This is a genomic window from Xanthomonas hydrangeae (assembly GCF_032697525.1).
Taxonomy (GTDB): Bacteria; Pseudomonadota; Gammaproteobacteria; order Xanthomonadales; family Xanthomonadaceae; genus Xanthomonas; species Xanthomonas hydrangeae.
On the sequence record NZ_CP103836.1, the window covers coordinates 4,229,315 to 4,250,900 of the forward strand.

Consider the following 21,586-nt stretch of genomic DNA (forward strand, 5'->3'; position numbering starts at 1 on the left):
TCAGGGGGTGCCGTTGACGGCGATCTGCGAAAACGCGCCGGTTTGCGGGTCGTACAGCGCGCCCCAGAATGCGCTGCCGCCGTCGCATACCCGGATCGCCTCTTTGGCCGGTTTCACTGGCGGATCGTTCGGCAGCTTGAAGGCATTGATGTAGATCAGCTGCTGGCCCTGGATCACCACGCCTACATATTGGCGGTCGAAATCGCGCGGCTCGGGGATGGTCGGCGTCAATGCATCCTGCCTGGATTCGAGCTGTTCGATCTGTTGCTGGCTCGGCGTCCAATAGCCGGTGATCTGGCCCGGATGACGCGCCGGGCTGTCGCGCGAGCAGGTGTCCAGCACCTGCTCGGCAATGCCCTGGCGCGTGATGACCCACGACTGCCCGCTCTTGATGTTGGTGGGCACGCTGGCGGGCGGCGGCGTGGTTGCGCAGCCGGCCAGTGCAATCAGTGCGAACGCCGCCGCGCCGCGCAGCGGATGCATCACAGCACCTCCGAAGCGAAGTCGGCCAGGCGCGAGCGCTCGCCGCGCCGCAGCGTGATGTGCGCGCTATGCGGCCAGGCCTTGAAGCGATCCACCGCGTAGGTCAGGCCCGAGGTGGTCTCGGTGAGGTAGGGCGTGTCGATCTGTTCGACGTTGCCCAGACACACGATCTTGGTGCCGGGGCCGGCGCGGGTGATCAGCGTCTTCATCTGCTTGGGGGTGAGGTTCTGTGCCTCGTCCAGAATCAGATAGCGCGACAGGAAGGTGCGCCCGCGCATGAAGTTCATCGAGCGGATCTTGATGCGGCTGGCGAGCAGATCATTGGTTGCCGCACGCCCCCAGGCACCGCCTTCCTGATTGTGCGTGAGCACTTCCAGGTTGTCGGTCAGTGCGCCCATCCACGGGGTCATCTTTTCTTCTTCGGTGCCGGGCAAGAAGCCGATGTCCTCGCCCACGCTCACGGTGGCGCGGGTCATGATGATTTCGCGGTAACGCTGCTGATCCATCGTCTGCGCCAGGCCGGCAGCCAGCGCGAGCAGGGTCTTGCCGGTACCGGCGGTGCCGAGCAGGGTGACGAAATCGATCTCCGGATCCATCAACGCGTTGAGCGCGAAATTCTGCTCGCGGTTGCGCGCCACGATGCCCCACACCGCGTGCGGGCTGGTACGGAAATCGTCCACCAGGCACAACGTGGCCTTGCCGCCGCCGATCCTGGCCACGCGCAGTTCCACTTCGTCCTCGCCCGGCAGATACAGGTACTGGTTGTGATGCCAGTCTTCGTCGTCGGCCAGCACGATTTCGTAATGGGTGCGGCCACGCTCGTTCCAGCTGCGCAGGTCTTCGTTGTGCTTCTGCCAGAAGTCTTCCGGCAGCTCGACAGCGCCGGTGAACAGCAGGCTGAAATCGTCCAGCGCGCGATCGTTCTGATAGTCCTCTGCATTCAGGCCGCTGATGTAGGCCTTGATGCGCAGGTTGATGTCCTTGGACACCAGAATGACCGGCACGTCCGGGTTTTCTTCGCACAGCGCCAGCACCGATGCCAGGATCTTGTTGTCCGGAATCATCTCGCCGAAGGTGCGGCCCGGATCGATCGGGTGGATCTGGAAATACAGCCGGCCGATCGCGGCCTGGCCCTTGAGCTGGATACCCTGCGGGTGGCTGAGCAGGATGCCGGTCTTGATCTGCTCGGCGTTGGTGTTCTCCAGCAGTTCGTCCAGGAAGCGACTGACCTGGCGCGCATTGCGGCTGACTTCGGAAGTGCCCTTCTTGGCGTTGTCGAGTTCCTCGATCACCTGCATCGGCAGGAACACATCGTGTTCCTCGAATTTGAACAGCGCGGTGGGATCGTGCATCAGCACGTTGGTGTCCAGCACGTAGATGCGCTTGCCTCGGGTCATTGGGTCTTCCAAGTGATGGAGCAGGGGCGAGCCATCACGCCTGCGGGGCAGGGTGATGGAGGACACGGGAAACGAGGGGCATCACTGTTTGGCGTGCGCCTTCAACGCAGCCAGCACGGCGTCGGCATGGCCGGCGACCTTGACCTTGCGCCAGGCCTGCACCACATGCCCCTCGGGCGACAGCAGAAAGGTGCTGCGCTCGATGCCGAGCACCTGTTTGCCGTACATGTTTTTTTCCTTGATCACGTCGAAGGCGCGGCACAAGGCCTCGTCGCCGTCGCTGATCAGTGGAAAGGTGAATCCCTGCTTGGCGCAGAAATTGTCGTGCGACTTCACCGAGTCGCGCGAGACGCCCAGGATCACCGCGCCAGCCTGTGTGAACTGCGGCAGCAGCGCGTTGAAATCGAGGCCTTCGGTGGTGCAGCCGGGCGTGCTGTCTTTCGGATAGAAGTACAGCACCACCCATTTGCCGGCGTAGCCGCGCAGGGTGGTCTGGGTGCCGCCGGACAGCGCCAGCGGCAGGTCGAAGGTTGCAGCGGGTAATTCAAAGACAGCGTCGGTCATCGTTGCTCAGCCCAAAGTGGAGGGGCGTGCGGCTCGGTCATGCCGGGCCGACGTCCATCCCATCATAAGCAGCCACATGGAAACGTTTGGCAAGCGCGTCGAACTCCGCATTGCGCTGATTCAGCGACTCGAGGGTGTGCTGTTCCAGCTTGTCCACATGCAGGAAATACGATTCTTCGTCGTCGCCATCGTCTTCGTCGCGTTCGCCGAGGAAGATGTCGATGACGCGATAGCCGTCCTGGGTCAGTTGTTCGGAAAGCTTTTGCAGCGGTTGCTGCGCAGGGTCGGCAAAGAAATATTCCCAGCGCAACGGCCCGTCGAGATTCCAGTCGGTCTCGGAGCGGATGTGATCGAACATCTGTTTCAGCGCGGAGAGGGCGATGGCCATCGGGATGTCTGCCTTAAAACTTCATCGGGTCCATGATCGCGTCGAGATTGAGGTGATCACAGAATTCCAGAAAATCATCGCGCAATGCGGCGATGTGCATGTTGGCCGGCACCCCGATCGTCACCTGCGCAGAAAACATCTCCGCGCCGGTCTGCATGGCGCGATAGCGCGTGCTCTGCAGGTTCTCGATGGTGATGCCCTGGCGGTCGAAGAAATCGGCCAGCTGAAACAGGATGCCCGGCTTGTCGGCAGCGATGACTTCGACGATATAGGGCAGCAGGTTGGACTGGGTCTGCTTGGGGCCGGTGCGATACCAGACCAGCTTGAGGCCTTCTTCGCGTTCGAGCCGGGTCAGCATCGCCTCGAGCTTGGCGACCGAATCCCAGGAGCCGGTGGCCAGTGCGGTGACCGAGACATCGCGCCCCACCGTGGCCAGGCGGGCGTCCACGAGATTGCAGCCGCTGTCGGCGATGCGGCGGGTGACGGGCAACAGGGGGGACTCCGGATGCGTCGTGTAGGCGTTGATCAGGAGGTGATTTTCGGTCGGCGAGGGCCGGGGTGTGGTGTCGGTCAAAGGGGGTTCCGGCATTGCATCAGGCTGAATGGCCGCCCGGGCAGGCGCCCTGGCGATGACCAGCATACTTGCCCGTGGTTTCGCGCCGCAAGTAACATGCAGGCGGCCACAACCCGCGTGCGCGCGGGCCTTTTCCTGTCACGTAAGAGCAGCTGAATCTTGTCCCTTTCCGGCATCATCACCGCGCTGGCGACCCCTTTCGGTCCGGACGGCGCACTCGACCTGGATGCCTGGCGGCGGCTGCTGGAGCAGCAGCTGCATGGCGGCGTGCAGGGAATCGTGGTTGCCGGCTCCACCGGCGAAGCCGCTGCATTGAGCGACGAGGAGTACGACACGCTGTTGCGTGCCGCTGTCGCGCAAGTCGCCGGCCGGGTGCCGGTGCTGGCCGGGACCGGGCTGTCGGGCACCGCCAAGACCATTGCGCAGACACGTCGCGCCGCCGCCTTGGGCGCGCAGTACGCGCTGGTGGTGACGCCGCCTTATGTGCGGCCGACCCAGGCGGGCTTGCACGCGCACTTTCTGGCAGTTGCCGACAACGGCGGGCTGCCGGTGGTGCTGTACAACGTGCCTGGCCGCACCGGTTGCGATCTGTTGCCGGAGACGGTGGCAGCGCTGATGGAGCATCCGAATATCGTCGGTATCAAGGAAGCGCGTAGCGAACCCGAGCGCATTGCCGCGCTGCTTGCGTTGCGCAGCGATACCTTTGTGGTGCTCAGTGGCGACGATGGCAGTGCCGCGCATGCGATGCTGTCCGGCGCCGATGGGCTGATTTCGGTGGCGTCCAACGCGTTGCCGTCGGCGTACCGGCGGTTGTGCGATCTGGCCCGCGATGGTCAGCGCGACGCTGCACTCGCCTGGGACACGCGCCTGAGCGAGTACCACAGCTTCTGCGGTATCGAATCCAATCCCATCCCGGTCAAGGCGCTGTTGCAGCGGGCCGGGATCGGGGACGGCCTGCGTTTGCCGTTACTGCCCCTTTCTTCGGCGCACCAGCCTGCCGCCGACCGCCTTGCCGCCGACGCGATTGCGTTGGAAGCGCTTTCCAGCCGCGAAATGCTCGCGGCCTGACCCAGGAGATCTATCGATGCGTCATTCCGTTTCCCCCGTCCGCGTGCTCTCGCTCGCGTTGCTGGCGACCGCCACCGTCGCCGCCACGAGCGGTTGCAGCTGGTTCCACAAGGGCGCGCGCGGCGACTACGCGCTGGCGCCGGAGGCCCGTCCGCTGGAAGTGCCGCCGGACCTGAACCTGCCCGACACCTCGGGTGCGATGAAGGTGCCGACGCTGGCATCGACCGCGCAGCAGAACACCTCGGCGCCGCCGTCTGCCAGCGCCAACAGCGGCTTCACCGTGCCGGGCGAGCGCGATGAAGTGTTCGCCAAGGTCGGAGCGGCACTGGCCGACATTCCCGGCCTGACCATCGCCAGCAAGGCACAGATGCTCGGTTCCTACGACGTGAGCTACGAAGGGTCCAGCTTCCTGGTGCGCGTGGTGAAGGTCGACGCCGGTAGCTATGTGTCGGCAGTGGATCCGCGCGGCATGCCGGCCACTGCGGCAGCACCGGTGGCGGTGATCACCGCGTTGAAGGGCAAGCTGGGCGGCTGAGGCCGCTGCAGCCGCTGCAGCAAGCGCAGACAGCAGAACGGGCGCCTCGGGCGCCCGTTTTGCGTTTCTGATGCGGTGTCGTCGCTGCGCCGCTATGGCGTCGCTGCGGCTGGAGGCTGCCAGGCGCTATGTCAGCGTTGCAGCAGCGGCAGCTTGTTCGGCTTGCCATCCCATTCGGCGGCATCGGGTAGCGGCTCCTGGCGCACGGTCAGCACCGGCCAGGCCTTGGCCAGCTCGGCGTTGAGCGCGACGAAGCCCTCCTGGCCTGCTGGCACGTCGTCTTCCGGGTAGATCGCGTTGGCCGGGCATTCGGGTTCGCACAGGGTGCAGTCGATGCACTCGTCCGGGTCGATGACCAGAAAGTTCGGGCCGACATGGAAGCAATCCACCGGGCAGACCTCGACGCAGTCGGTGTATTTGCACTTGATGCAGTTTTCGGTGACAACAAAAGGCATGGTGGAATCCGGCGTTTAGCCTGCCAATTCTAAAGCAGTCGGGTGCTGGGTGTGGGGGTGATGGGGATTTTGGGTTTTTGCATTGGGATTGATTCCTTCTCCCATCGGGAGAAGGTGCCGCGCAGCGGCGGATGAGGGTACGGGCGAAGCCTCGGGTTACCCACCATTCTCCGTGGCTTCGCCCCGTACCTTCACCCCAACCCCTGCTCCGCGCCCCGGCCCGCGCTTGCGGCGCGGGCGCTCCTAGGCACATGCGCCAGTGGCGCGTAAGCCGTGCCTTCTCGCCCCGCAGGAGAGGGGTTTTGAGCCTTCTCCCGTCGGGAGAAGATGGCGCGCTAGCGCCGGATGAGGGGCGCCGCAGCAATACTTTTCGGCATGACGAACGTGTCGCCACGCGCCAGCCGAAGTAAATCAGCGACCGGCCGCTTGATCAGATCCACTCACGCTGCGTATCAAACCAACCCACGCTGCCTTGCCAGCGCGAACAACCCCGTAGCAGCCAGATCTTCCGGATGCAGCTGGGTTTTGACACCCAAATGCGCCAGCGCCAGTGCATAGCGCTGCGCCAGGCCGGGGCTGCCGACCAGGTGGACGGTGCCTTGATTGCCGTGGTGCTCGCGCAGTTCGTGGCCGATCAGCAGGCCCGAAAGGTAGGACGGCAGCGCGGTGGCGGTGAGGCGGTCGAACAGGCCCAGCGTGCGGGCACCGAACAGGTGATGACTGAGGCCGCCTGGGTCGGCGCTTCGATCGATACCTTGCAGGAATGCATCGGTGTCCAGTTCGGCGTGATCGTCCTGCATCAGCTTGCCCAGGATGCTGTGCTGGCGCAGCACCGCATACAGCTCGCCGGTCATGACGGTGGCAAAGCCGGTCAGTTGGCCGTTGGCGATCTGTGCCCATTTGCTGTGGGTGCCGGGCAGGCAGGCGACATGTTCGCCGTCGCCGAGTGCGGCGATCAGGCCGACCAGCTGGGTTTCTTCGCCGCGCATGACGTCGGGCACGCGATGCCGTGCGCTGGCGCTCAGATCCGGCGTGCTGCGCCGTTCGCCAGTGCTCGCATCAGGCACGCCGTGCTGTTCGCCCGTACTCACGCCGGGCACGAACCATAGCGTGCGTCCGGGCAGCAGGTCGTCGTAGCTACGCATCGCCTGGGCAAGCGCGGCGGTGTCGGCAGGGCAGGGTAGATAGGACTGTTCAACCCAGCCATTGCGGCTGCCGATCATGCCCGAGAGCAGAACCGGGCCGGCCCAGCCATCGATCAGCGCGCTCAACACCTCGGCGAAGCGGCCCTGGCAGGCCAGGATGCCGTCGCTGCCGCGGCGTTGCTCCAGCACCTTGCCGCCGGCATCGAGCAGATACCCGCGCAGGCTGCTGGTGCCCCAGTCGATGGCGATCATGCGCTGGCCACCCGGCTCTCGGGCAGGCCGTTGACCGGCACATCGCAGAGGTACAGGCCGCCGGCTTCCGGTGTGCGGGCAAGTTCTTCGGCGCTGTGGTCCAGGCGTGAGCTGATCACATGCAGACGATCCAGCGCGGCACCACCGAAGGCGCTGCAGGTAGGGTGCTTGACCGGCAGTTGCACGCTGCGCTCGACGCTGCCGTCGGGGCGATAGCGCACCACGCGCCAGGCGCGCCACTGCGCATTCCACAAGTGGCCTTCGCTGTCGATGATGGAGCCGTCCGGCTCGGCATCGTCGCGGTCCAGCGTGGCGAATACGCGCGTGTTGCTAGTTTGCGCGGTGTCGGCGTCGTAGTCGCAGCACAGGATCTGCGGGCGCACCGAGTCGCAGTAGTACAGCGTGCGGCCATCGGGACTGAAGCAGATCGAGTTGGGGATCGACACGCCCGGCAGCGGCAAGGCGCGCAGACCGTGGCGCAGCGAGAACTGATACATCGCCCCGCGCGCAGCCTTGTCGTCGTGTTCGTCCATGGTGCCGAACACGAAGTTGCCGTTGCGATCGGCGCGGCCATCGTTGCTGCGCGTCAGCGGGTTGTCGGCTTCGACATCGGCGAGCTTTTCCAGCGGCAGCGCGTCGCCTTCTCCGTCGGCGTTGTCCGGGTCGGCGATGCAGACCGATTTGGCCAGCGCGATCAGCACGCGGCCGTCGTCCATCAAGCCGATGCAGCCCGGCCGATCGGGCAGCGTCCAGTAGCGCGTGTGCGCACTTTGCGGATGATGCCGCCACAAGCGCTTCTCGCTGATGTCCACCCAGTACAGCGCCTCACGCTGCTCGCACCACAGCACGCCTTCGCCATGCGTGCAGCGGCTGTCGACCGCCAGCACGGCGGTGTGTTCGATCGTGCTCACCATTCGGCGATGCTGCCATCGCTGTGACGCCACACCGGGTTGCGCCAATCGGGCGGATTTTCGTTTGCGCGCTTGAGCATGTCTTCGTCGATCTCCACACCGAGCCCGGGCTTGGGCAGGGCGGCGATACTGCCATCCACACACTGAAAATCGTCTTTATTGATGACGTAATCGAGCAGGTCGGCGCCTTCGTTGTAATGGATGCCGATGCTCTGTTCCTGCAGCACCGCGTTGTGCGACACGAAGTCCACGTGCAGACACGCGGCCAGTGCGATCGGGCCGAGCGGGCAGTGCGGCGCGAAGCCGACGTCGTAGGCCTCGGCCATCGCGGCGATCTTGACGCACTCGGTGATGCCGCCGGCATGCGACAGATCCGGCTGCACCATGCCGATGCCGCCGGCGCACAGCACGTTCTTGAATTCGAAGCGCGAGAACATGCGCTCGCCGGCCGCCAGCGGAATCGAGGTACTCGCGGCCAGGCGCGGGTAGTACTCGGCCTGTTCGGCCAGTACCGGTTCTTCCACGAACAGCGGCTTGAACGGTTCCAGCTCGCGCAGCAGCGCCTTGGCCATGGGCGCACCGACGCGGCCATGGAAGTCGATGCCGAAGTCGATGGTGTTGCCGAAGGCTTCGCGGATCTCGGCGACCTTGACCACCGCTGCATCGACGGCGCGCGCGCTGTCGATCAGCTTCATCTCTTCGGTGCCGTTGAACTTGAAGGTGTCAAAGCCCAGCGCGCGGTAGTCGGTGATCTGCTGGATGATGGCGCCGGGACGGTCGCCGCCAACCCAGCGGTAGGTCTTCATGCGGTCGCGCACCAGCCCGCCCAACAGCTCGTATACCGGCACGCCGAGGGCCTTGCCCTTGATGTCCCACAAGGCCTGGTCGATACCGGCGATGGCGCTCATCAGGATGGCGCCGCCACGGTAGAAACCGGCGCGGTACATGGTCTGCCACAGGTCGTTGATGCGCGCCGGATCCTTGCCGACGACGTAGCCGGCCAGTTCGTGCACGGCGGCTTCCACCGAGCGTGCGCGGCCTTCGATGACCGGTTCGCCCCAGCCGGTGATGCCCTCGTCGGTCTCGACCTTGAGGAACAGCCAGCGCGGTGCGGCGTGGTAGGTGGTGAGGCGGGTGATCTTCATCCTTGCAGTTCCTGGTAGGCCTGCACGAAGGCGCGTGCATGCGTCTGGGTCGTTTCGAGCGATTGCGCGGGTTTGTACAGTTCGCCGCCGATGCCGGCGCCGGCTGCGCCCTGGGCAAGGAAGCCGGCCAGGGTCTGCGGGCTGACGCCGCCGACCACATAGACCGGAATGTGCTTGGGCAGCACCGAGCGCAGCGCGCGCACATGCGCCGCGCCATAGGTCGCAGCCGGGAACAGCTTCAAGATCGTTGCGCCGGCATCGATGGCATCGAACGCCTCGCTGGCGGTGGCGAAGCCGGCCACCACGGTGAGCCCGCGCGTTACCGCATGGCGGATCAGCGACGGGCGCGTATTCGGGGTGACGATAAAGCGCGCGCCGATCTCGGCCAGGGTGTCGACGTCTTCATTGCGCAGCACGGTGCCGGCGCCGATCCAGGCGCGCGCGCCATAGGTCTGCTGGGCGAGCGCGATGCTCTCGGCCCAGCGCGGCGAGTTGAGCGGGATTTCGATCGCGTCGAAGCCGGCGTCGATCAGCGCGCCGACATGGTCGAGCGTTTCTTCCGGCGTGATGCCACGCAGGATGGCGATCAGCGGCAGGGCGAACAGGCTGGCAGTGGTGTCTGAGGTCATCGGGTTACTCGCGATAGAGCGGAAAGCGGCCGTCGGCGACCGGAGGGTCGGCAACGTCGTCGGGGGAGCTTGCGCAACTGCGTGCTGCAACGCGGGGCTGCAGACGCGCGGTGGGAGATCGGAATGGGGAAGCGGGCAGGGTGTCGCGACGCGCTGGAGGACCGATTGCAACAATCGCGTGCGCGCTGCAACCGCCTGCTATCGGCTGGCAAGATGCCGTCATCGTCGTCCACCTCCGCATGTATGGCGTGCGTGCTGCCACCTCGTGAGAGATGGTTCACGTCTATTCTGACCGCGCCCGGGAGGTAGGGGCTCCTGCTGCGGCGTTCGATAGCCTCGCGCGGGGAGATATGTGCTGCAAATGAAATTTTCGGCATATTCTATTCCTCCTACGAATACACCCTCGCGGCGATCTCCATGGCAAATTCCGGTACTCCCTGGTTCAACGCAGCCCGGCTGAAGACGCGCCAGCTCCTGCTGTTGCTGCATTTGCACGAACAGCGCTCGGTGCTGCGCGCGGCCGAGGCCGCCAGCATGACCCAGCCGGCGGCCTCCAAGCTGCTGGCAGAAATGGAAGACATGCTGGGAGTGAAACTGTTCGAGCGGCATGCGCGCGGGGTCGAGCCCACCTGGTATGGCCATGTGCTGATCCGGCGCGCGCGCGCGGCGATGTCGGAGATCGGCCGTGCGCAGGAGGAGATCGCCGCGCTGCGCGCCGGACGCATGGGCCAGGCCTCGATCGGCACGGTGGTCAATCCGGGTACCAACCTGGTGCCGCAGGCGATCGCCGAGGTCAAGCGCGAGTTCCCGGACATCCTGGTACGCGTGGAGATGGACTACAGCCGACCATTGGTGGCCAAGTTGCTGGACGGCCAGCTGGACATCGTGATCGGCCGCATCCTGGGGCCGGAGGGCGTGGGCGAGCTGGAGTTCGAGCCGCTGGCCGACGAGCCGCATTCGGTGATCGCACGTGCCGGGCACCCGCTGGCCAGCCGCGCCGGTCTGCAGCATGCCGATCTGGTGCGCTATGGCTGGATCCTGCCGCCGGCCGACAGCGTGCTGCGCGCGCGGCTGGATTCGATGTTCATGGAGCACGGCGTGCAGACGCCGACCAATGCGATCGAAACCTCGTCGCTGCCGGTGACCTCCACGCTGCTGCGCGGCACCGACATGTTGACCGCCTTGCCGGTGGAATCGGTGGCGCCGCTGATCCAGGCCAAGCTGCTGACCGTGTTGTCGATCGAGCTGGGGGTACGGATGGAGTCTTTCGGCATCATCCGCCGGCGCGATTACATCCTGCCGCCGGGGGCAGAGCGCATTTTGCAGGCGTTACGCACCACCGCACGGCGTCTGTATCCCGGTCTGCGCGGGCCAGAATCCACTGGTTAAGCGGGCTCTTCCATTTGTATTCCGCCAGGGCATACCAGGCTGTGAATTTTTCATTGGCTGGCGCTAGACCACGCGCCTATATCTGTGAGCCAGATCGCACGCTGAAGCGCACGTGAAGTCGGGCAGGTGATCGGCGGCCAAGCCGCCATGCAGTGGGAGGTGGAGCCGGGCGGCAACGTCCGTGTCCTGCTCGATCACGCTGTCCGCTGACGGTGCCGCGACAACCAGTCTTCAGTCGTCTTGCGTCCTGGGAGGGATTCAGATGTACAAGTTTTCAAGCCATGCCTCGGCAGGGACGGGCGTGCACGCACGTCGTACCCCGCGTTTGCGTCATTCCGCCATGGCCGTCAGCATCGGGCTGTTGCTCGCCGCACCGGTGTACGCACAACAGGCGCAGCCGTCCCCGACCGTCCCCGCCGACAAGACCGCCGGCAGCGCGGTGGATCTGGATACGGTGGAAGTGCGCGGTGTGCGCGCCAGCCTGATCAAGTCGCAGGTGATCAAGCGCGATGCCAGCCAGATCGTGGATTCGGTCAGTGCCGAAGACATCGGCGCCTTGCCCGATCGCAGCGTCACCGAAACCCTGCAGCGCGTCAGCGGCGTGACCATCGATCACTTCGCCGCACGCAGCGATCCGGACCATTTCTCCGCCGAAGGCAGCGGCGTGATGATCCGCGGCCTGACCCAGGTGCGCGGCGAACTCAATGGGCGCGACATCTTCAGCGCCGCCAGCGGCCGCGGGCTGAGCTTCGAAGACGTGCCAGCCGAGTTGATGGCCGGTGTGGATGTCTACAAGAACCCGTCGGCGGAAATCATCGAAGGTGGGCTGGGCGGCACGGTCAATCTGCGCACGCGCATGCCGTTCGACAATCCCGGCCGGATCGTCGGCGGCAATGTCGATTACAACTACGGCGACATGAGCAAGCAGTACAAGCCGTCGGCCTCGTTCCTGTTCAGCGACCGCTGGGACACCGGCATCGGCGAAATGGGCTTCATGATCGACGTCGCGCATTCGGAGCTGGCCACGCGTTCGGACGGCATCCAAGTGGAGCCGTACGTGCGGCGCACCGATGAGGCGGTGCTGGCCGGCAGCGGGCGCAGCGAGGTGTTCGTGCCGGGCGGGGTGAACTGGCGTCAGCTGGATTTCGAGCGCAAGCGCGACGGGATCGCGGCGGCGTTCCAGTGGAAGCCCAGCGATGCCACCGAGATCTATGCGCAGTTTCTGCGCTCGCGTTATGAAATGAACTGGCAGGAGCGCGCGGCGTTCTTCAACGACAGCAACAACAGCATCACCCCGGCACCGGGCACGACCTTCGACTACGACGATCGCGGCGCCTTCCTGCGCGGCTCGCCGGTGTCCAGCTCGTGGCGCGGCGCGTTGACCGGCGACGGTGTGCGCTTCAACACCGACAACCGCTATTCCGAGCAGCGCACCACCACCACCGACCTGTCGGTGGGCTTCAGCCATTTCTTCAACGACAACCTGCAGATCAAGGGCGACATGCAGCTGGTGCAGTCGGAGAACGAGCAGCTGGATTTCACCGTGTTCAGCGCGACCTATCTGCCGGGACTGACCTACGATGTCTCCGGCAAGTACCCCAGCGTGCAGATCGCCAACCCGGCCTTTACCCAGGATCCGTCCAATTACTTCTGGGCGGCGGCGATGGACCACCTGGGCAAGAATCGCGGGCGGCAGCTGTCCACGCGGGTGGATCTGGAATACACCTTCGACGACAGCAGCTGGTTGCGCTTTGCGCGCTTCGGCATGCGCGCCACCGACCGCAACCAGATCAACAAGAACTCCGGCTACAACTGGGGCGTGATCTCCGACAACTGGGCCGCCATTCCGGGCACCAGCAATGGCCTGGCGAACATGTCGGATTTCATGACCGACCAGTCGTCGTTGTTCACCTTCTCCAACTTCTTCCGCGGCGGCGTCAACGTGCCGACCACGCTGGTGGTGCCCAACAGCAGCCTGGTCAACAACTACGGCTCGGCCTCGCAGATGATCCAGCAGATCGTGGCGTTGCGCGGCTATGGCTGGGCGCCGGACACCTACCAGCCGCAGGACACCAACCGCCAGTTCGAGCGCACCCAGGCGGCCTATGCGGCGCTGTACTTCGGCAACGACGAGGCCTGGGGCATTCCGGTGGATGGCAATGTCGGCGTCCGCGTGGTGCAGACCAAGACCCAGGCCGAAGGCTTCGGCCAGTTCCAGAACCTGGCCGGGCTCAATGTCTCGCCGGAATTGCAGGCGCGTTACACCGGGCAGTATTTCGAGAACAACTCGCAGGGCAGCTACACCAACGTATTGCCCAGCCTGAACCTGCGCCTGCGCTTCACCGATACCTTGCAGTGGCGCTTTGCCGCCTCCAAGGCGATGGCGCGCCCGGATTACACCCAGCTGCAACCGTATGTGTTGCTCAACGTGGAGACCAACGACGCCGGCCAGGCCACCGACTTCGTCGGCACCGCCGGCAACCCGAACCTCAAGCCGATGGTGGCCAACCAGTTCGATACCGCGCTGGAGTGGTACTTCGACACCAGTGACATGCTGTACGCCACGCTGTTCTACAAGAAGGTCAAGGATTACTTCTCCACCCAGACCCGCAGCGAGATCTACGACAACCGCCCCTGGCTGGTGACGCGTCCCTACAACATGGACGAGGGCACCATCCGTGGCGCCGAGCTGGGCTACACCCAGTTCTTCGACCAGCTGCCGGGCTGGCTGAGCGGCTTCGGCGTCAATGCCAACTTCACCTTCGTCGACAGCCAGGGCGGCGCCAACACCGCCACCGATCCGTACACCAACACCACGGTGACCGGCGTCGAGCTGCCGCTGGAAGGTTTGTCGCGGCGCAGTTACAACCTGGCCGGCATCTATGAGAAGGGGCCGTTGTCGCTGCGTCTGGCCTACAACTGGCGCTCGCGTTACCTGCTGACCACCAGCGACGCGGCCACCCGTCTGCCGACCTGGGCCGACGACTACGGCCAGCTCGACGGTTCGTTCTTCTATCGCTTCAACGACCATCTGCAGTTGGGCGTGCAGGCCAACAACCTGACCAACACGGTGACCAAGGTCTTGATGGGGCCGACCTCGTACGAAGGGGGCGAAGTGGATCCGCGCTTGTACACGCGCTCCTCGTTCGTCAACGACCGGCGCTATTCGCTGGTGCTGCGCATGAACTGGTAAGCGTGCTCGATCACGGTTCCGGCCTGCGCTGGTTCGCAGAGTTGAGCCCGTTTCGGTGAATCCGGCAGCCTGGCCCGCAACGCCAGACCTGCCGGGTTTCTCTATGTTGCTATAGGTTTCAGGAATAGCTCGCCAGGAATATTTCATTGGTGTGGCATGACAGCCGCGCCCTATGCTCCGGCCGCAGCCGCTAGGTAAGCCTTATCGGGATTACCACGCATCCAACCGTCGCGGGCTTTGCCGTGTGCGGATGCGGGCCAGCAACAACGACGGGCAGGGCGTTCGCGCACCGATCCGCTAAAAATTAGCAGTACATGCGTCCTGGGAGGGAGCACCATGTCAGTGCAACATCGCCACATTCCGGCAGGCCGGACTGTGGGTCAGCGTTCGATCCGTGATTTCCGCCGCTCCGTGATGGCCATCAGTGTGGCCACGCTGTTGAGCGCGCAGGCCTATGCGCAGGACGCGACCACCACTGCTGCTCCAGCGCAGGACCCGACCACCCAGCAGCTCGACACCGTGCAGGTCACCGGCACCCGCAGCAGCGTCACCAAGGCGCAGCTGGTCAAGCAGAACGCCGAGCAGATCGTCGATTCGATCGTTGCCGAAGACATCGGCAAGCTGCCCGACAACAACGTCGCCGAGGCGCTGCAGCGCATCTCCGGCATCCAGATCACCCGCAATTACGGCGAAGGCAGCTCGATCGCCATTCGCGGCCTGACTCAGGTGCGGACCGAGCTCAATGGCCGCGACATCTTCACCGCCAACGACGGCCGTGGCCTGAGCTTCGAAGACGTCTCTGCCGAGTTGCTCGGCGGCGTCAACGTCTACAAGAATCCCTCGGCCGACATGATCGAAGGTGGCCTGGGCGGCACCGTGGATCTGCGCACGCGTTTGCCGTTCGACTATGACGGCCGCAAGATCGCCGGCAGCGTCCAGTACAACCATTACGACTTGGCCGACGACGGCAAGCCGGCGTTCTCGGGCCTGTTCAGCGATCGCTGGCAGACCGGTATCGGCGAAATCGGCCTGCTGGTGAATTATTCGCAGCAGAAGAGCCCGTTCCGCCAGGACACCATCTCGATCGAGCCGTGGTACACGCAGACCGATCTGCCGGGCTACATCGGCCAGGAAGTGTCAGTGCCGCACGGCGCCGGCATCAACACCACCGTCGGTGAGCGCGAACGCAAGACCGGCGCATTTGCGATGCAGTGGCGCCCGAACGATTCGGTCGAGGTCTATACGCAGGTGCTGCGTTCGGAATACGACTTCAGCTGGCATGACTATTCGTTCTTCGCGCTGACCGGCACAAACAACATGCAGGGCTTGCCCGGCATCCAGGTCAACGGCCGCAACGAGTTCGTCAACGGCTCGTTCCAGAATGTGCCGACCGAATCCAACACCAGCCTGACCGAGCGTCACTCGGTGACCACCGATTACTCGCTGGGCGGCAAGTGGACGGTCAACGAGAAGCTGACCCTGAGCACCGACTTCCAGTATGTCGATGCCACCACCACCGGCACGCGCTACATCCTGTCCACCGGTCAGTCCACCAGCCCGCAGTTCAACGTCGATTTCCGTGGCGACCTGCCGCGCTTGTCGGTGACCGATTCCAGCGGTGCGGAAGGCTATCTGGCCGACGTCAACAATTACGACGGTTGGCGCTATCACCTGGACAACAAGGACGACAACAAGGGTACCGAGTTAGCCTGGCGCGCCGACATGGACCTGGCCTTTGACAGCGACTTCGTGCGCAGCTTCAAGGCCGGTGTGCGCTACACCGACCGCGATGCCGAGACCAAGGGCAACATCTATCGCTTCATGTGCATCAACAACTGCGCAGGCGCACCGTTCTCGCAGTTCCCGAGCGTGGGCGTGGTGACCAATCCGATCACCGATTTCTTCCGCGGTGAAGGCCATGCCTTCGGTCCGACCCTGACCGCATCCGATGCGGCGGTTGCCAACTACCAGCAGACGCTCGCCACCTTCGGTGCCAGCCCGCTGGAGTTTTCCCCGAACAACATCAATGCGCAGACCGAGAAGACCTACGCGGCCTACGGCGTATTGCGCTTCGGCGTGGACAGCGATTCGATCCCGTTCGACGGCAATATCGGCGTGCGCGTGGTGCGGACCGAGGTCGGTTCCACCGGTGTGCGTACCGGCACCGATGGCGAGGGTGGTGGCCTGATTCCGGTGGATGCACAGCAGACCTACACCGACGTGCTGCCGAGCTTGAATCTGCGCTGGATGCTCAGCGACACGCTGCAGTGGCGGTTTGCAGCCTCGCGCGGCATTTCGCGTCCCACCTTCGATCGCCTCAATCCGAACCTGAGCCTGAGCACCGGCAGCTCCAACGGTGCCTCGACCTTTACCGGCAGGGCGGGCAATCCCGATCTGGAGCCGGTCAAGGCCGACCAGTTCGACACCGCGCTGGAGTGGTACTTCGGCCAGGGCTCGATGATGTACGGCACCCTGTTCTACAAGAAGATCGAAGGCTTCATCGCCGACAGCGTGTTCAACGAGGTCTACGATGGCCGCGTGTGGCAGATCACCCGCCCGGTCAACGGCGATGCCGGCAAGATCCGCGGTGCGGAACTGGGCTACACGCAGTTCTTCGACTTCCTGCCGGGCTGGTTGAGCGGCTTTGGCCTGCAGACCAACTACACCTATGTCGACAGCGAGGCGCCCAGCCCCACTGCCACCGACACCAACGGCCAGGCACTCACCGTGCCGCTGGAAGGGTTGTCCAAGAACAGCTACAACGCGATCCTCAGCTACGAAACCTCGCGCTTCCAGGGCCGTGTGGCCTACAACTGGCGCAGCGACTGGCTGGTGACCACCGCAGGCAACGGCACCGGCAATCTGCCGGTCTACAACAAGGGCTTCGGCCAGCTGGATGCCTCGCTGCGTTTCAACATCAATGATGTCTGGTCGATCTCGCTCGATGGCGTGAATCTGCTCGATACCCGGCGCGAAAGCTATCTGGGTTCCGAGTCGCGCTACCGCGACTTCGTGATCAACGATCGTCGGTATGGCCTGACCTTGCGGGCCAGCCTGTAGAACGTGCCGTAGGAAGTGCGTCTCCGGTCCGGCGAGCTGTGCAGGCAGCTCGTTGGACCGGTGTTTTTCCAGTCGGTGGCCATCATCGACCGCAAAGGGAGCCGGAGGAATGATCGTCATGATCGATCCGCCTACTGAGCGCCGTCGTCTTCGTACGCAAGCGTGGCAGGCCGGTCTTTGGGCGTTGCTGCTGTTGGCGTCTGTCTTTCGGCTGCATGCCGCCGATTCCGGCGCGCAGGGGCCTTATCAATGGCGTAGCGTCGTCATTGGCGGTGGCGGTTTTGTCACCGGCGTGCTGTTTCATCCCGCAGAGCGCAATCTTGCGTATGCGCGCACCGATGTCGGTGGCGCCTACCGTTGGGATGCGCGCGCGCAGCAGTGGATCGCACTGACCGATTGGTTGGGTGCCGAGGACTGGAATCTGATGGGGATCGACGCATTTGCGGTCGATCCTGCCGACCCGAAGGCGCTGTATCTGGCCGCGGGCACCTATATGCACGAGCGCGCCGGCAATGCGGCGGTGCTGCGTTCGTTCGATCGCGGGCACAGCTTCGAGCGTGCCGATCTGCCGTTCAAACTGGGCGGTAACCAGCTGGGCCGTTCCAATGGCGAACGCTTGGCAGTGGACCCGCACGATGGTCGCGTGCTGTTGCTCGGTTCGCGCGATGCGGGTCTGTGGCGCAGCACCGATCGCGGTGCGCACTGGGCGCGTGTGGATGGGTTTCCTGCCGAGGCACTGGCGGGGTCCACTGCGCGTAACCATGTTGGACGCGAGCAGGCGGTGGGCATCGCCTTTGTCGTGTTCGATGCCGCCAGCGGCCGCGCTGGTGCGCCCACGCCGCGGATCTATGTCGGTGTGTCCACTGCGCAAACCAGTCTGTATGTCTCCGAAGACGCGGGTCGCAGCTGGTCGGCCGTGGCCGGGCAGCCAAAGGGTCTGCGTCCCAGTCATATGGCCGGTGGCAGCGATGGACAGTGGTATTTGAGTTACGGCGATCAGCCCGGCCCGGATCTGATGGCCGGTGGCGCGCTATGGAAATACACCTCGGCGCAGGCAGGTTCGCAGGAGCGCTGGAGCGAGATCAGCCCGATCGCGCAGCCGGCCACTGGCGATGGCTTCGGTTGGGGCGCGGTGGCGGTGGATCCGCAACAGCCGCAGGTGCTCTTGGCCAGCACGTTCCGCCGCTCACCGCGCGATGAATTGTTCCGCAGCGTCGATGGCGGTCGCAGCTGGACGCCATTGTTGGCCGCCTCGCAATTCGATCACAGCGCCGCGCCGTGGACCGCGCAGGCGACGCCGCACTGGATGGGTGCCTTGGCGATCGATCCGTTCGACAGCAATCACGCGCTGTTCGTTACCGGCTACGGCATCTGGGCCTCGCGCAATCTGCAGGATTTCGCCAAGCATCAGCGTCCGTTGCAGTGGTGGTTTCAGGACCGCGGGCTGGAAGAAACCGTGCCGCTGGATCTGCTCAGCCCGATGCAGGGCGCGCATTTGCTCAGCGCGCTGGGCGATATCGATGGCTTTCGGCATGACGATCTGGACCGTGCGCAAGTGCAGTACGCCGGCCCGCGCCTGACCAATGGCGAAAGCATCGATGCCGCCGGGCAGGCCGCGCAGTGGGTGGTGCGCAGCGGCACCGTGCGTAATCGCCGCAACAATGAAATCCGCGCGCTCTACTCGCGCGATGGCGGCGCGCGGTGGACGGCGTTTGCCAGCGAGCCGCCGGCCGGGCAGGGCGCCGGCAACATCGCCATTTCCGCCGACGCATCCCACGTTGTATGGGCGCCCGAGAAAGGCGGTGTGTGGCGCACAGCCGATTTCGGCAAGCAGTGGCAACGTGTGCAGGGTCTACCCGACACTGCGGTGGCGGTGGCCGATCGCGTCGATGCGCGGCGCTGGTATGCAGTGGATACCGACAGCGGGCGCCTGTTCGAGAGTCACGATGGTGCGGCCAACTTTCGCGACACCGGTGCGCAGGTCGGCAGCCCGGCGCGCGATGAGCGTGCGCGTCCGCAGCTGCGCCCGGATCCGTGGCGGGCGGGCGTGGTGTATCTGGCCAGCCCCACGCTGGGCGTGATGCGCTGGCAGGACGGGCGTTTGCAGACCTTGTCCAAACCGGAACAGGCGCGTTCGCTGGGCATCGACAAGGCGTTGCACGAGGGCGCACCGCCGGCGCTGTATCTGGCCGGCCGCGTGGATGGCGTGGACGGCGTGTTCCGCTCCGACGACGAGGGTGCGCACTGGCTGCGCATCAACGACGATGCGCACCGTTTCGGCAAGCCGTACAGCGTGACCGGCGATCCGCGCATCCCCGGGCGCGTGTACTTCGCGACCGGTGGGCGTGGCATTTTCTACGGCGATCCACGATGAGCGCTGCGTGCCTGCGCGCGTCATCGCGCTGTCTTACTGTATGCGGCGGCGCGTGCTGTCACTCTGTTGCGCGCCGCGTGGCTGCGCCGACTCTGGAGATCACTGCATGACCGCTTCTTTCATCCGTTGTGGCTGCCTGTTGGGCCTGGCCCTGATCAGCCCCGCCGCGTTGGCGCAACCGACCCTGCCATTGTTGTTTGCCGATGGCGCAGTGTTGCAGCGCGACCAGCCGATGCCGGTGTGGGGCTGGGCATCGCCGAATGCCGCCATCACGGTCGGCTTCGACGGTAAGCGCGCCACCGCCAAGGCCGATGCGAAAGGGCAGTGGAAGGTCAGTCTGCCCGCGCACAAAGCCGGTGGCCCGTACGTGCTGAGCGTGCAGGGCGATGGCGGGGAGTTGCAGGTTCGTGACGTGTTGGTCGGCGATGTATGGCTGGCCAGCGGACAATCGAACATGGAGTGGCCCTTGGCGCAGGCCAGCGATGGTCCGCAGGCAGTGGCTGCCGCCAACGACCCGCGATTGCGCCACTTCAAGGTGCCCAAATCGTGGTCGGTGCAGCCGGAAGCGCGCCTGACCGGCGGCGACTGGAAGGCCGCCACGCCGGACAATGCCGGCGAGTTCACCGCAGTCGGTTATTTCTTCGCCAAGGAGCTGCGTGCCAGCACCGGCGTGCCGATCGGCATCGTCAACAGCACCTGGGGCGGCAGCGCGATCGAGGCATGGATGGATGCGGCCTCGCTGGGGTTGAACGCCGAGCAGAATCAGGGCGCGATCGAAGCGATCAAGCAACGCGATGCCGCCGCACAGGCCGCCACCGGCAAGCGCATCGCGCGCTGGCCCAAGGTGGACGGCGACACGCCGCAGTGGCGCGAACCGACGTTTGACGACAGCGACTGGGACAGCATCCCGACCACCCAGCAATGGGAACTCAACGGCTATGACGGCATGGATGGCATCGCCTGGTACCGCACCACGGTCACCTTGAGCGCAGCAGAGGCCAAGGCCGGGATTGCGCTGGGCGTGGGCCAGATCGATGACTCGGATATCACCTATGTCAACGGCACCCAGGTTGGCCAGACCACCAAGCAGTGGAACCTACCGCGCGTCTACACCGTGCCGCCTTCTGCACTGCATGCAGGCGTCAACCACATCGCGGTGCGGGTGGAAGACCTAAGTGGCGGTGGCGGCATGCATGGCCCGGACGAGCAGCGCTTTGTGCAGACCAGCGCCGGTGCCAAGCGCGCCTTGAGCGGCTGGAAATTCCGCCCTGCCGCCGTGCGCGTGTCGCTGGCCGACAACAAGAATCAGCTGCCCACGCTGCTGTACAACCAGATGATCCATCCGCTGCAGCCGTTCCCGGTCAAGGGCGTGATCTGGTACCAGGGCGAAACCAATGCCAGCGACACCGGTGCGGTGAAATATCGCGAGCAGTTCGCGGCGATGATCCAGCAATGGCGCGCCGAACGCGGTGCGAAACAGCTGCCGTTTCTGTGGGTGCAGCTGGCCAATTTCAAAGCCGGTGGCGACAAGGGCGATATGAGCCCGTGGGCGCTGTTGCGCGAGTCGCAGTCCAGGACGCTTGCGCTGCCGGCAACCGGACAGGCGGTGATCATCGATATCGGCAACCCCACCGATATCCATCCCACCAACAAGCGCGATGTCGGCCATCGTCTGGCGCTTGCGGCGCGGCATGTGGCTTATGGCGAAACGCTGGTGTACAGCGCGCCGGTGTTCAAGCGCGCAAGCTTCGCCGATGGCCAGGCAGTGCTGAGTTTCGATCTGCAAGGCAGTGCGTTGCAGGTGCGTGGCGGTGGCGCGTTGCAAGGCTTCCGTGTCGCCGGTGCCGACAAGCAGTTCCATCCGGCCACCGCGCAACTCGATGGCGATCGCGTGATCGTGCGCAGCGATGCGGTGTCTGCGCCGGTCGCGGTGCGCTACGGCTGGAGCGAAAACCCGGACGACGCCAACCTGGTCAATCGCGAACACCTTCCTGTTTCCCCCTTCCGCACCGATACCTGGTGAC

General features: G+C 64.8%; 17 protein-coding genes. 7 read left to right on the top strand and 10 right to left on the bottom strand.

Translation table 11 applies throughout. The annotated features are described in order from the left end of the window. The 5 genes from NYR97_RS18105 to NYR97_RS18125 form a co-directional block, all read right to left on the bottom strand. On the bottom strand, positions 1 to 483 hold the full coding sequence (locus NYR97_RS18105; protein ID WP_255085211.1) for a hypothetical protein: 483 nt from the start codon (positions 481 to 483) through the stop codon (positions 1 to 3). Further along, complete coding sequence (locus tag NYR97_RS18110) at positions 483 to 1,880, bottom strand: PhoH family protein (RefSeq protein WP_006453286.1); 1,398 nt, start codon at positions 1,878 to 1,880, stop codon at positions 483 to 485. The genes NYR97_RS18105 and NYR97_RS18110 overlap by 1 nt, the downstream gene beginning before the upstream one ends. Before the next feature lie 81 nt (positions 1,881 to 1,961). Beyond that, positions 1,962 to 2,444, bottom strand: a complete 483-nt coding sequence (locus NYR97_RS18115; RefSeq protein WP_316695153.1) for a peroxiredoxin — start codon at positions 2,442 to 2,444, stop codon at positions 1,962 to 1,964. Between the two features lie 37 nt (positions 2,445 to 2,481). Further along, positions 2,482 to 2,832, bottom strand: a complete 351-nt coding sequence (locus NYR97_RS18120; RefSeq protein WP_205391690.1) for a ribonuclease E inhibitor RraB — start codon at positions 2,830 to 2,832, stop codon at positions 2,482 to 2,484. A 13-nt stretch (positions 2,833 to 2,845) separates the two neighbouring features. Then, positions 2,846 to 3,472 carry a glycine cleavage system transcriptional repressor gene (locus tag NYR97_RS18125; RefSeq protein WP_023903766.1) on the bottom strand — a complete coding sequence of 209 codons (627 nt, stop codon included), beginning with the start codon at positions 3,470 to 3,472 and terminating at the stop codon, positions 2,846 to 2,848. 93 nt (positions 3,473 to 3,565) lie between these two features. Between NYR97_RS18125 and dapA the strand changes: the two genes are divergently transcribed. Together dapA and NYR97_RS18135 are read left to right on the top strand one after the other, a co-directional pair. Beyond that, positions 3,566 to 4,474 carry a 4-hydroxy-tetrahydrodipicolinate synthase gene (gene dapA, locus NYR97_RS18130; protein ID WP_205391689.1) on the top strand — a complete coding sequence of 303 codons (909 nt, stop codon included), beginning with the start codon at positions 3,566 to 3,568 and terminating at the stop codon, positions 4,472 to 4,474. Positions 4,475 to 4,490: 16 nt separating this feature from the next. After that, positions 4,491 to 5,009 (top strand): hypothetical protein, encoded by a 519-nt coding sequence (locus NYR97_RS18135; RefSeq protein WP_104582913.1) that lies wholly within the window; start codon positions 4,491 to 4,493, stop codon positions 5,007 to 5,009. Positions 5,010 to 5,140: 131 nt separating this feature from the next. On the opposite strand, the gene fdxA is transcribed toward NYR97_RS18135, so the two are convergent. The 5 genes from fdxA to NYR97_RS18160 all read right to left on the bottom strand — a co-directional run bounded on the left by fdxA (position 5,141) and on the right by NYR97_RS18160 (position 9,546). After that, the gene (gene fdxA, locus NYR97_RS18140) at positions 5,141 to 5,464 is read right to left on the bottom strand and encodes a ferredoxin FdxA (RefSeq protein ID WP_006453280.1); all 324 of its coding nucleotides are present in this window, start codon (positions 5,462 to 5,464) and stop codon (positions 5,141 to 5,143) included. Positions 5,465 to 5,916: 452 nt separating this feature from the next. Beyond that, on the bottom strand, positions 5,917 to 6,861 hold the full coding sequence (locus tag NYR97_RS18145; RefSeq protein ID WP_316695154.1) for a 2-dehydro-3-deoxygalactonokinase: 945 nt from the start codon (positions 6,859 to 6,861) through the stop codon (positions 5,917 to 5,919). Beyond that, positions 6,858 to 7,775 carry an SMP-30/gluconolactonase/LRE family protein gene (locus tag NYR97_RS18150; RefSeq protein WP_210761821.1) on the bottom strand — a complete coding sequence of 306 codons (918 nt, stop codon included), beginning with the start codon at positions 7,773 to 7,775 and terminating at the stop codon, positions 6,858 to 6,860. The genes NYR97_RS18145 and NYR97_RS18150 overlap by 4 nt, the downstream gene beginning before the upstream one ends. Continuing rightward, complete coding sequence (gene dgoD / locus NYR97_RS18155) at positions 7,769 to 8,917, bottom strand: galactonate dehydratase (RefSeq protein WP_316695155.1); 1,149 nt, start codon at positions 8,915 to 8,917, stop codon at positions 7,769 to 7,771. The genes NYR97_RS18150 and dgoD overlap by 7 nt, the downstream gene beginning before the upstream one ends. Beyond that, positions 8,914 to 9,546 (bottom strand): 2-dehydro-3-deoxy-6-phosphogalactonate aldolase, encoded by a 633-nt coding sequence (locus NYR97_RS18160; RefSeq protein ID WP_210761820.1) that lies wholly within the window; start codon positions 9,544 to 9,546, stop codon positions 8,914 to 8,916. The genes dgoD and NYR97_RS18160 overlap by 4 nt, the downstream gene beginning before the upstream one ends. A gap of 417 nt (positions 9,547 to 9,963) precedes the next feature. On the opposite strand from NYR97_RS18160, the gene NYR97_RS18165 reads away from it, so the two are divergent. The 5 genes from NYR97_RS18165 to NYR97_RS18185 all read left to right on the top strand — a co-directional run bounded on the left by NYR97_RS18165 (position 9,964) and on the right by NYR97_RS18185 (position 21,585). Then, positions 9,964 to 10,935 carry a LysR family transcriptional regulator gene (locus NYR97_RS18165; protein WP_316695156.1) on the top strand — a complete coding sequence of 324 codons (972 nt, stop codon included), beginning with the start codon at positions 9,964 to 9,966 and terminating at the stop codon, positions 10,933 to 10,935. 262 nt (positions 10,936 to 11,197) lie between these two features. Then, the gene (locus tag NYR97_RS18170; protein WP_316695157.1) at positions 11,198 to 14,128 is read left to right on the top strand and encodes a TonB-dependent receptor; all 2,931 of its coding nucleotides are present in this window, start codon (positions 11,198 to 11,200) and stop codon (positions 14,126 to 14,128) included. Positions 14,129 to 14,464: 336 nt separating this feature from the next. After that, positions 14,465 to 17,188, top strand: a complete 2,724-nt coding sequence (locus tag NYR97_RS18175; RefSeq protein WP_316695158.1) for a TonB-dependent receptor — start codon at positions 14,465 to 14,467, stop codon at positions 17,186 to 17,188. Positions 17,189 to 17,297: 109 nt separating this feature from the next. Further along, positions 17,298 to 19,562 carry a WD40/YVTN/BNR-like repeat-containing protein gene (locus NYR97_RS18180; RefSeq protein ID WP_316695159.1) on the top strand — a complete coding sequence of 755 codons (2,265 nt, stop codon included), beginning with the start codon at positions 17,298 to 17,300 and terminating at the stop codon, positions 19,560 to 19,562. Between the two features lie 106 nt (positions 19,563 to 19,668). Then, on the top strand, positions 19,669 to 21,585 hold the full coding sequence (locus NYR97_RS18185; RefSeq protein WP_316695160.1) for a sialate O-acetylesterase: 1,917 nt from the start codon (positions 19,669 to 19,671) through the stop codon (positions 21,583 to 21,585). Position 21,586: the final 1 nt, after the last annotated feature.

Excerpts from the sequence above, each read along its gene's own strand:
- NYR97_RS18105 (WP_255085211.1), bottom strand. The coding sequence starts at position 483 with ATGCATCCGCTGCGCGGCGCGGCGGCGTTCGCACTGATTGCACTGGCC.
- NYR97_RS18110 (WP_006453286.1), bottom strand. The coding sequence starts at position 1,880 with ATGACCCGAGGCAAGCGCATCTACGTGCTGGACACCAACGTGCTGATG.
- NYR97_RS18115 (WP_316695153.1), bottom strand. The coding sequence starts at position 2,444 with ATGACCGACGCTGTCTTTGAATTACCCGCTGCAACCTTCGACCTGCCG.
- NYR97_RS18120 (WP_205391690.1), bottom strand. The coding sequence starts at position 2,832 with ATGGCCATCGCCCTCTCCGCGCTGAAACAGATGTTCGATCACATCCGC.
- NYR97_RS18125 (WP_023903766.1), bottom strand. The coding sequence starts at position 3,472 with ATGCTGGTCATCGCCAGGGCGCCTGCCCGGGCGGCCATTCAGCCTGAT.
- NYR97_RS18135 (WP_104582913.1), top strand. The coding sequence starts at position 4,491 with ATGCGTCATTCCGTTTCCCCCGTCCGCGTGCTCTCGCTCGCGTTGCTG.
- fdxA (WP_006453280.1), bottom strand. The coding sequence starts at position 5,464 with ATGCCTTTTGTTGTCACCGAAAACTGCATCAAGTGCAAATACACCGAC.
- NYR97_RS18145 (WP_316695154.1), bottom strand. The coding sequence starts at position 6,861 with ATGATCGCCATCGACTGGGGCACCAGCAGCCTGCGCGGGTATCTGCTC.
- NYR97_RS18150 (WP_210761821.1), bottom strand. The coding sequence starts at position 7,775 with ATGGTGAGCACGATCGAACACACCGCCGTGCTGGCGGTCGACAGCCGC.
- dgoD (WP_316695155.1), bottom strand. The coding sequence starts at position 8,917 with ATGAAGATCACCCGCCTCACCACCTACCACGCCGCACCGCGCTGGCTG.
- NYR97_RS18160 (WP_210761820.1), bottom strand. The coding sequence starts at position 9,546 with ATGACCTCAGACACCACTGCCAGCCTGTTCGCCCTGCCGCTGATCGCC.
- NYR97_RS18165 (WP_316695156.1), top strand. The coding sequence starts at position 9,964 with ATGGCAAATTCCGGTACTCCCTGGTTCAACGCAGCCCGGCTGAAGACG.
- NYR97_RS18170 (WP_316695157.1), top strand. The coding sequence starts at position 11,198 with ATGTACAAGTTTTCAAGCCATGCCTCGGCAGGGACGGGCGTGCACGCA.
- NYR97_RS18175 (WP_316695158.1), top strand. The coding sequence starts at position 14,465 with ATGTCAGTGCAACATCGCCACATTCCGGCAGGCCGGACTGTGGGTCAG.
- NYR97_RS18180 (WP_316695159.1), top strand. The coding sequence starts at position 17,298 with ATGATCGTCATGATCGATCCGCCTACTGAGCGCCGTCGTCTTCGTACG.
- NYR97_RS18185 (WP_316695160.1), top strand. The coding sequence starts at position 19,669 with ATGACCGCTTCTTTCATCCGTTGTGGCTGCCTGTTGGGCCTGGCCCTG.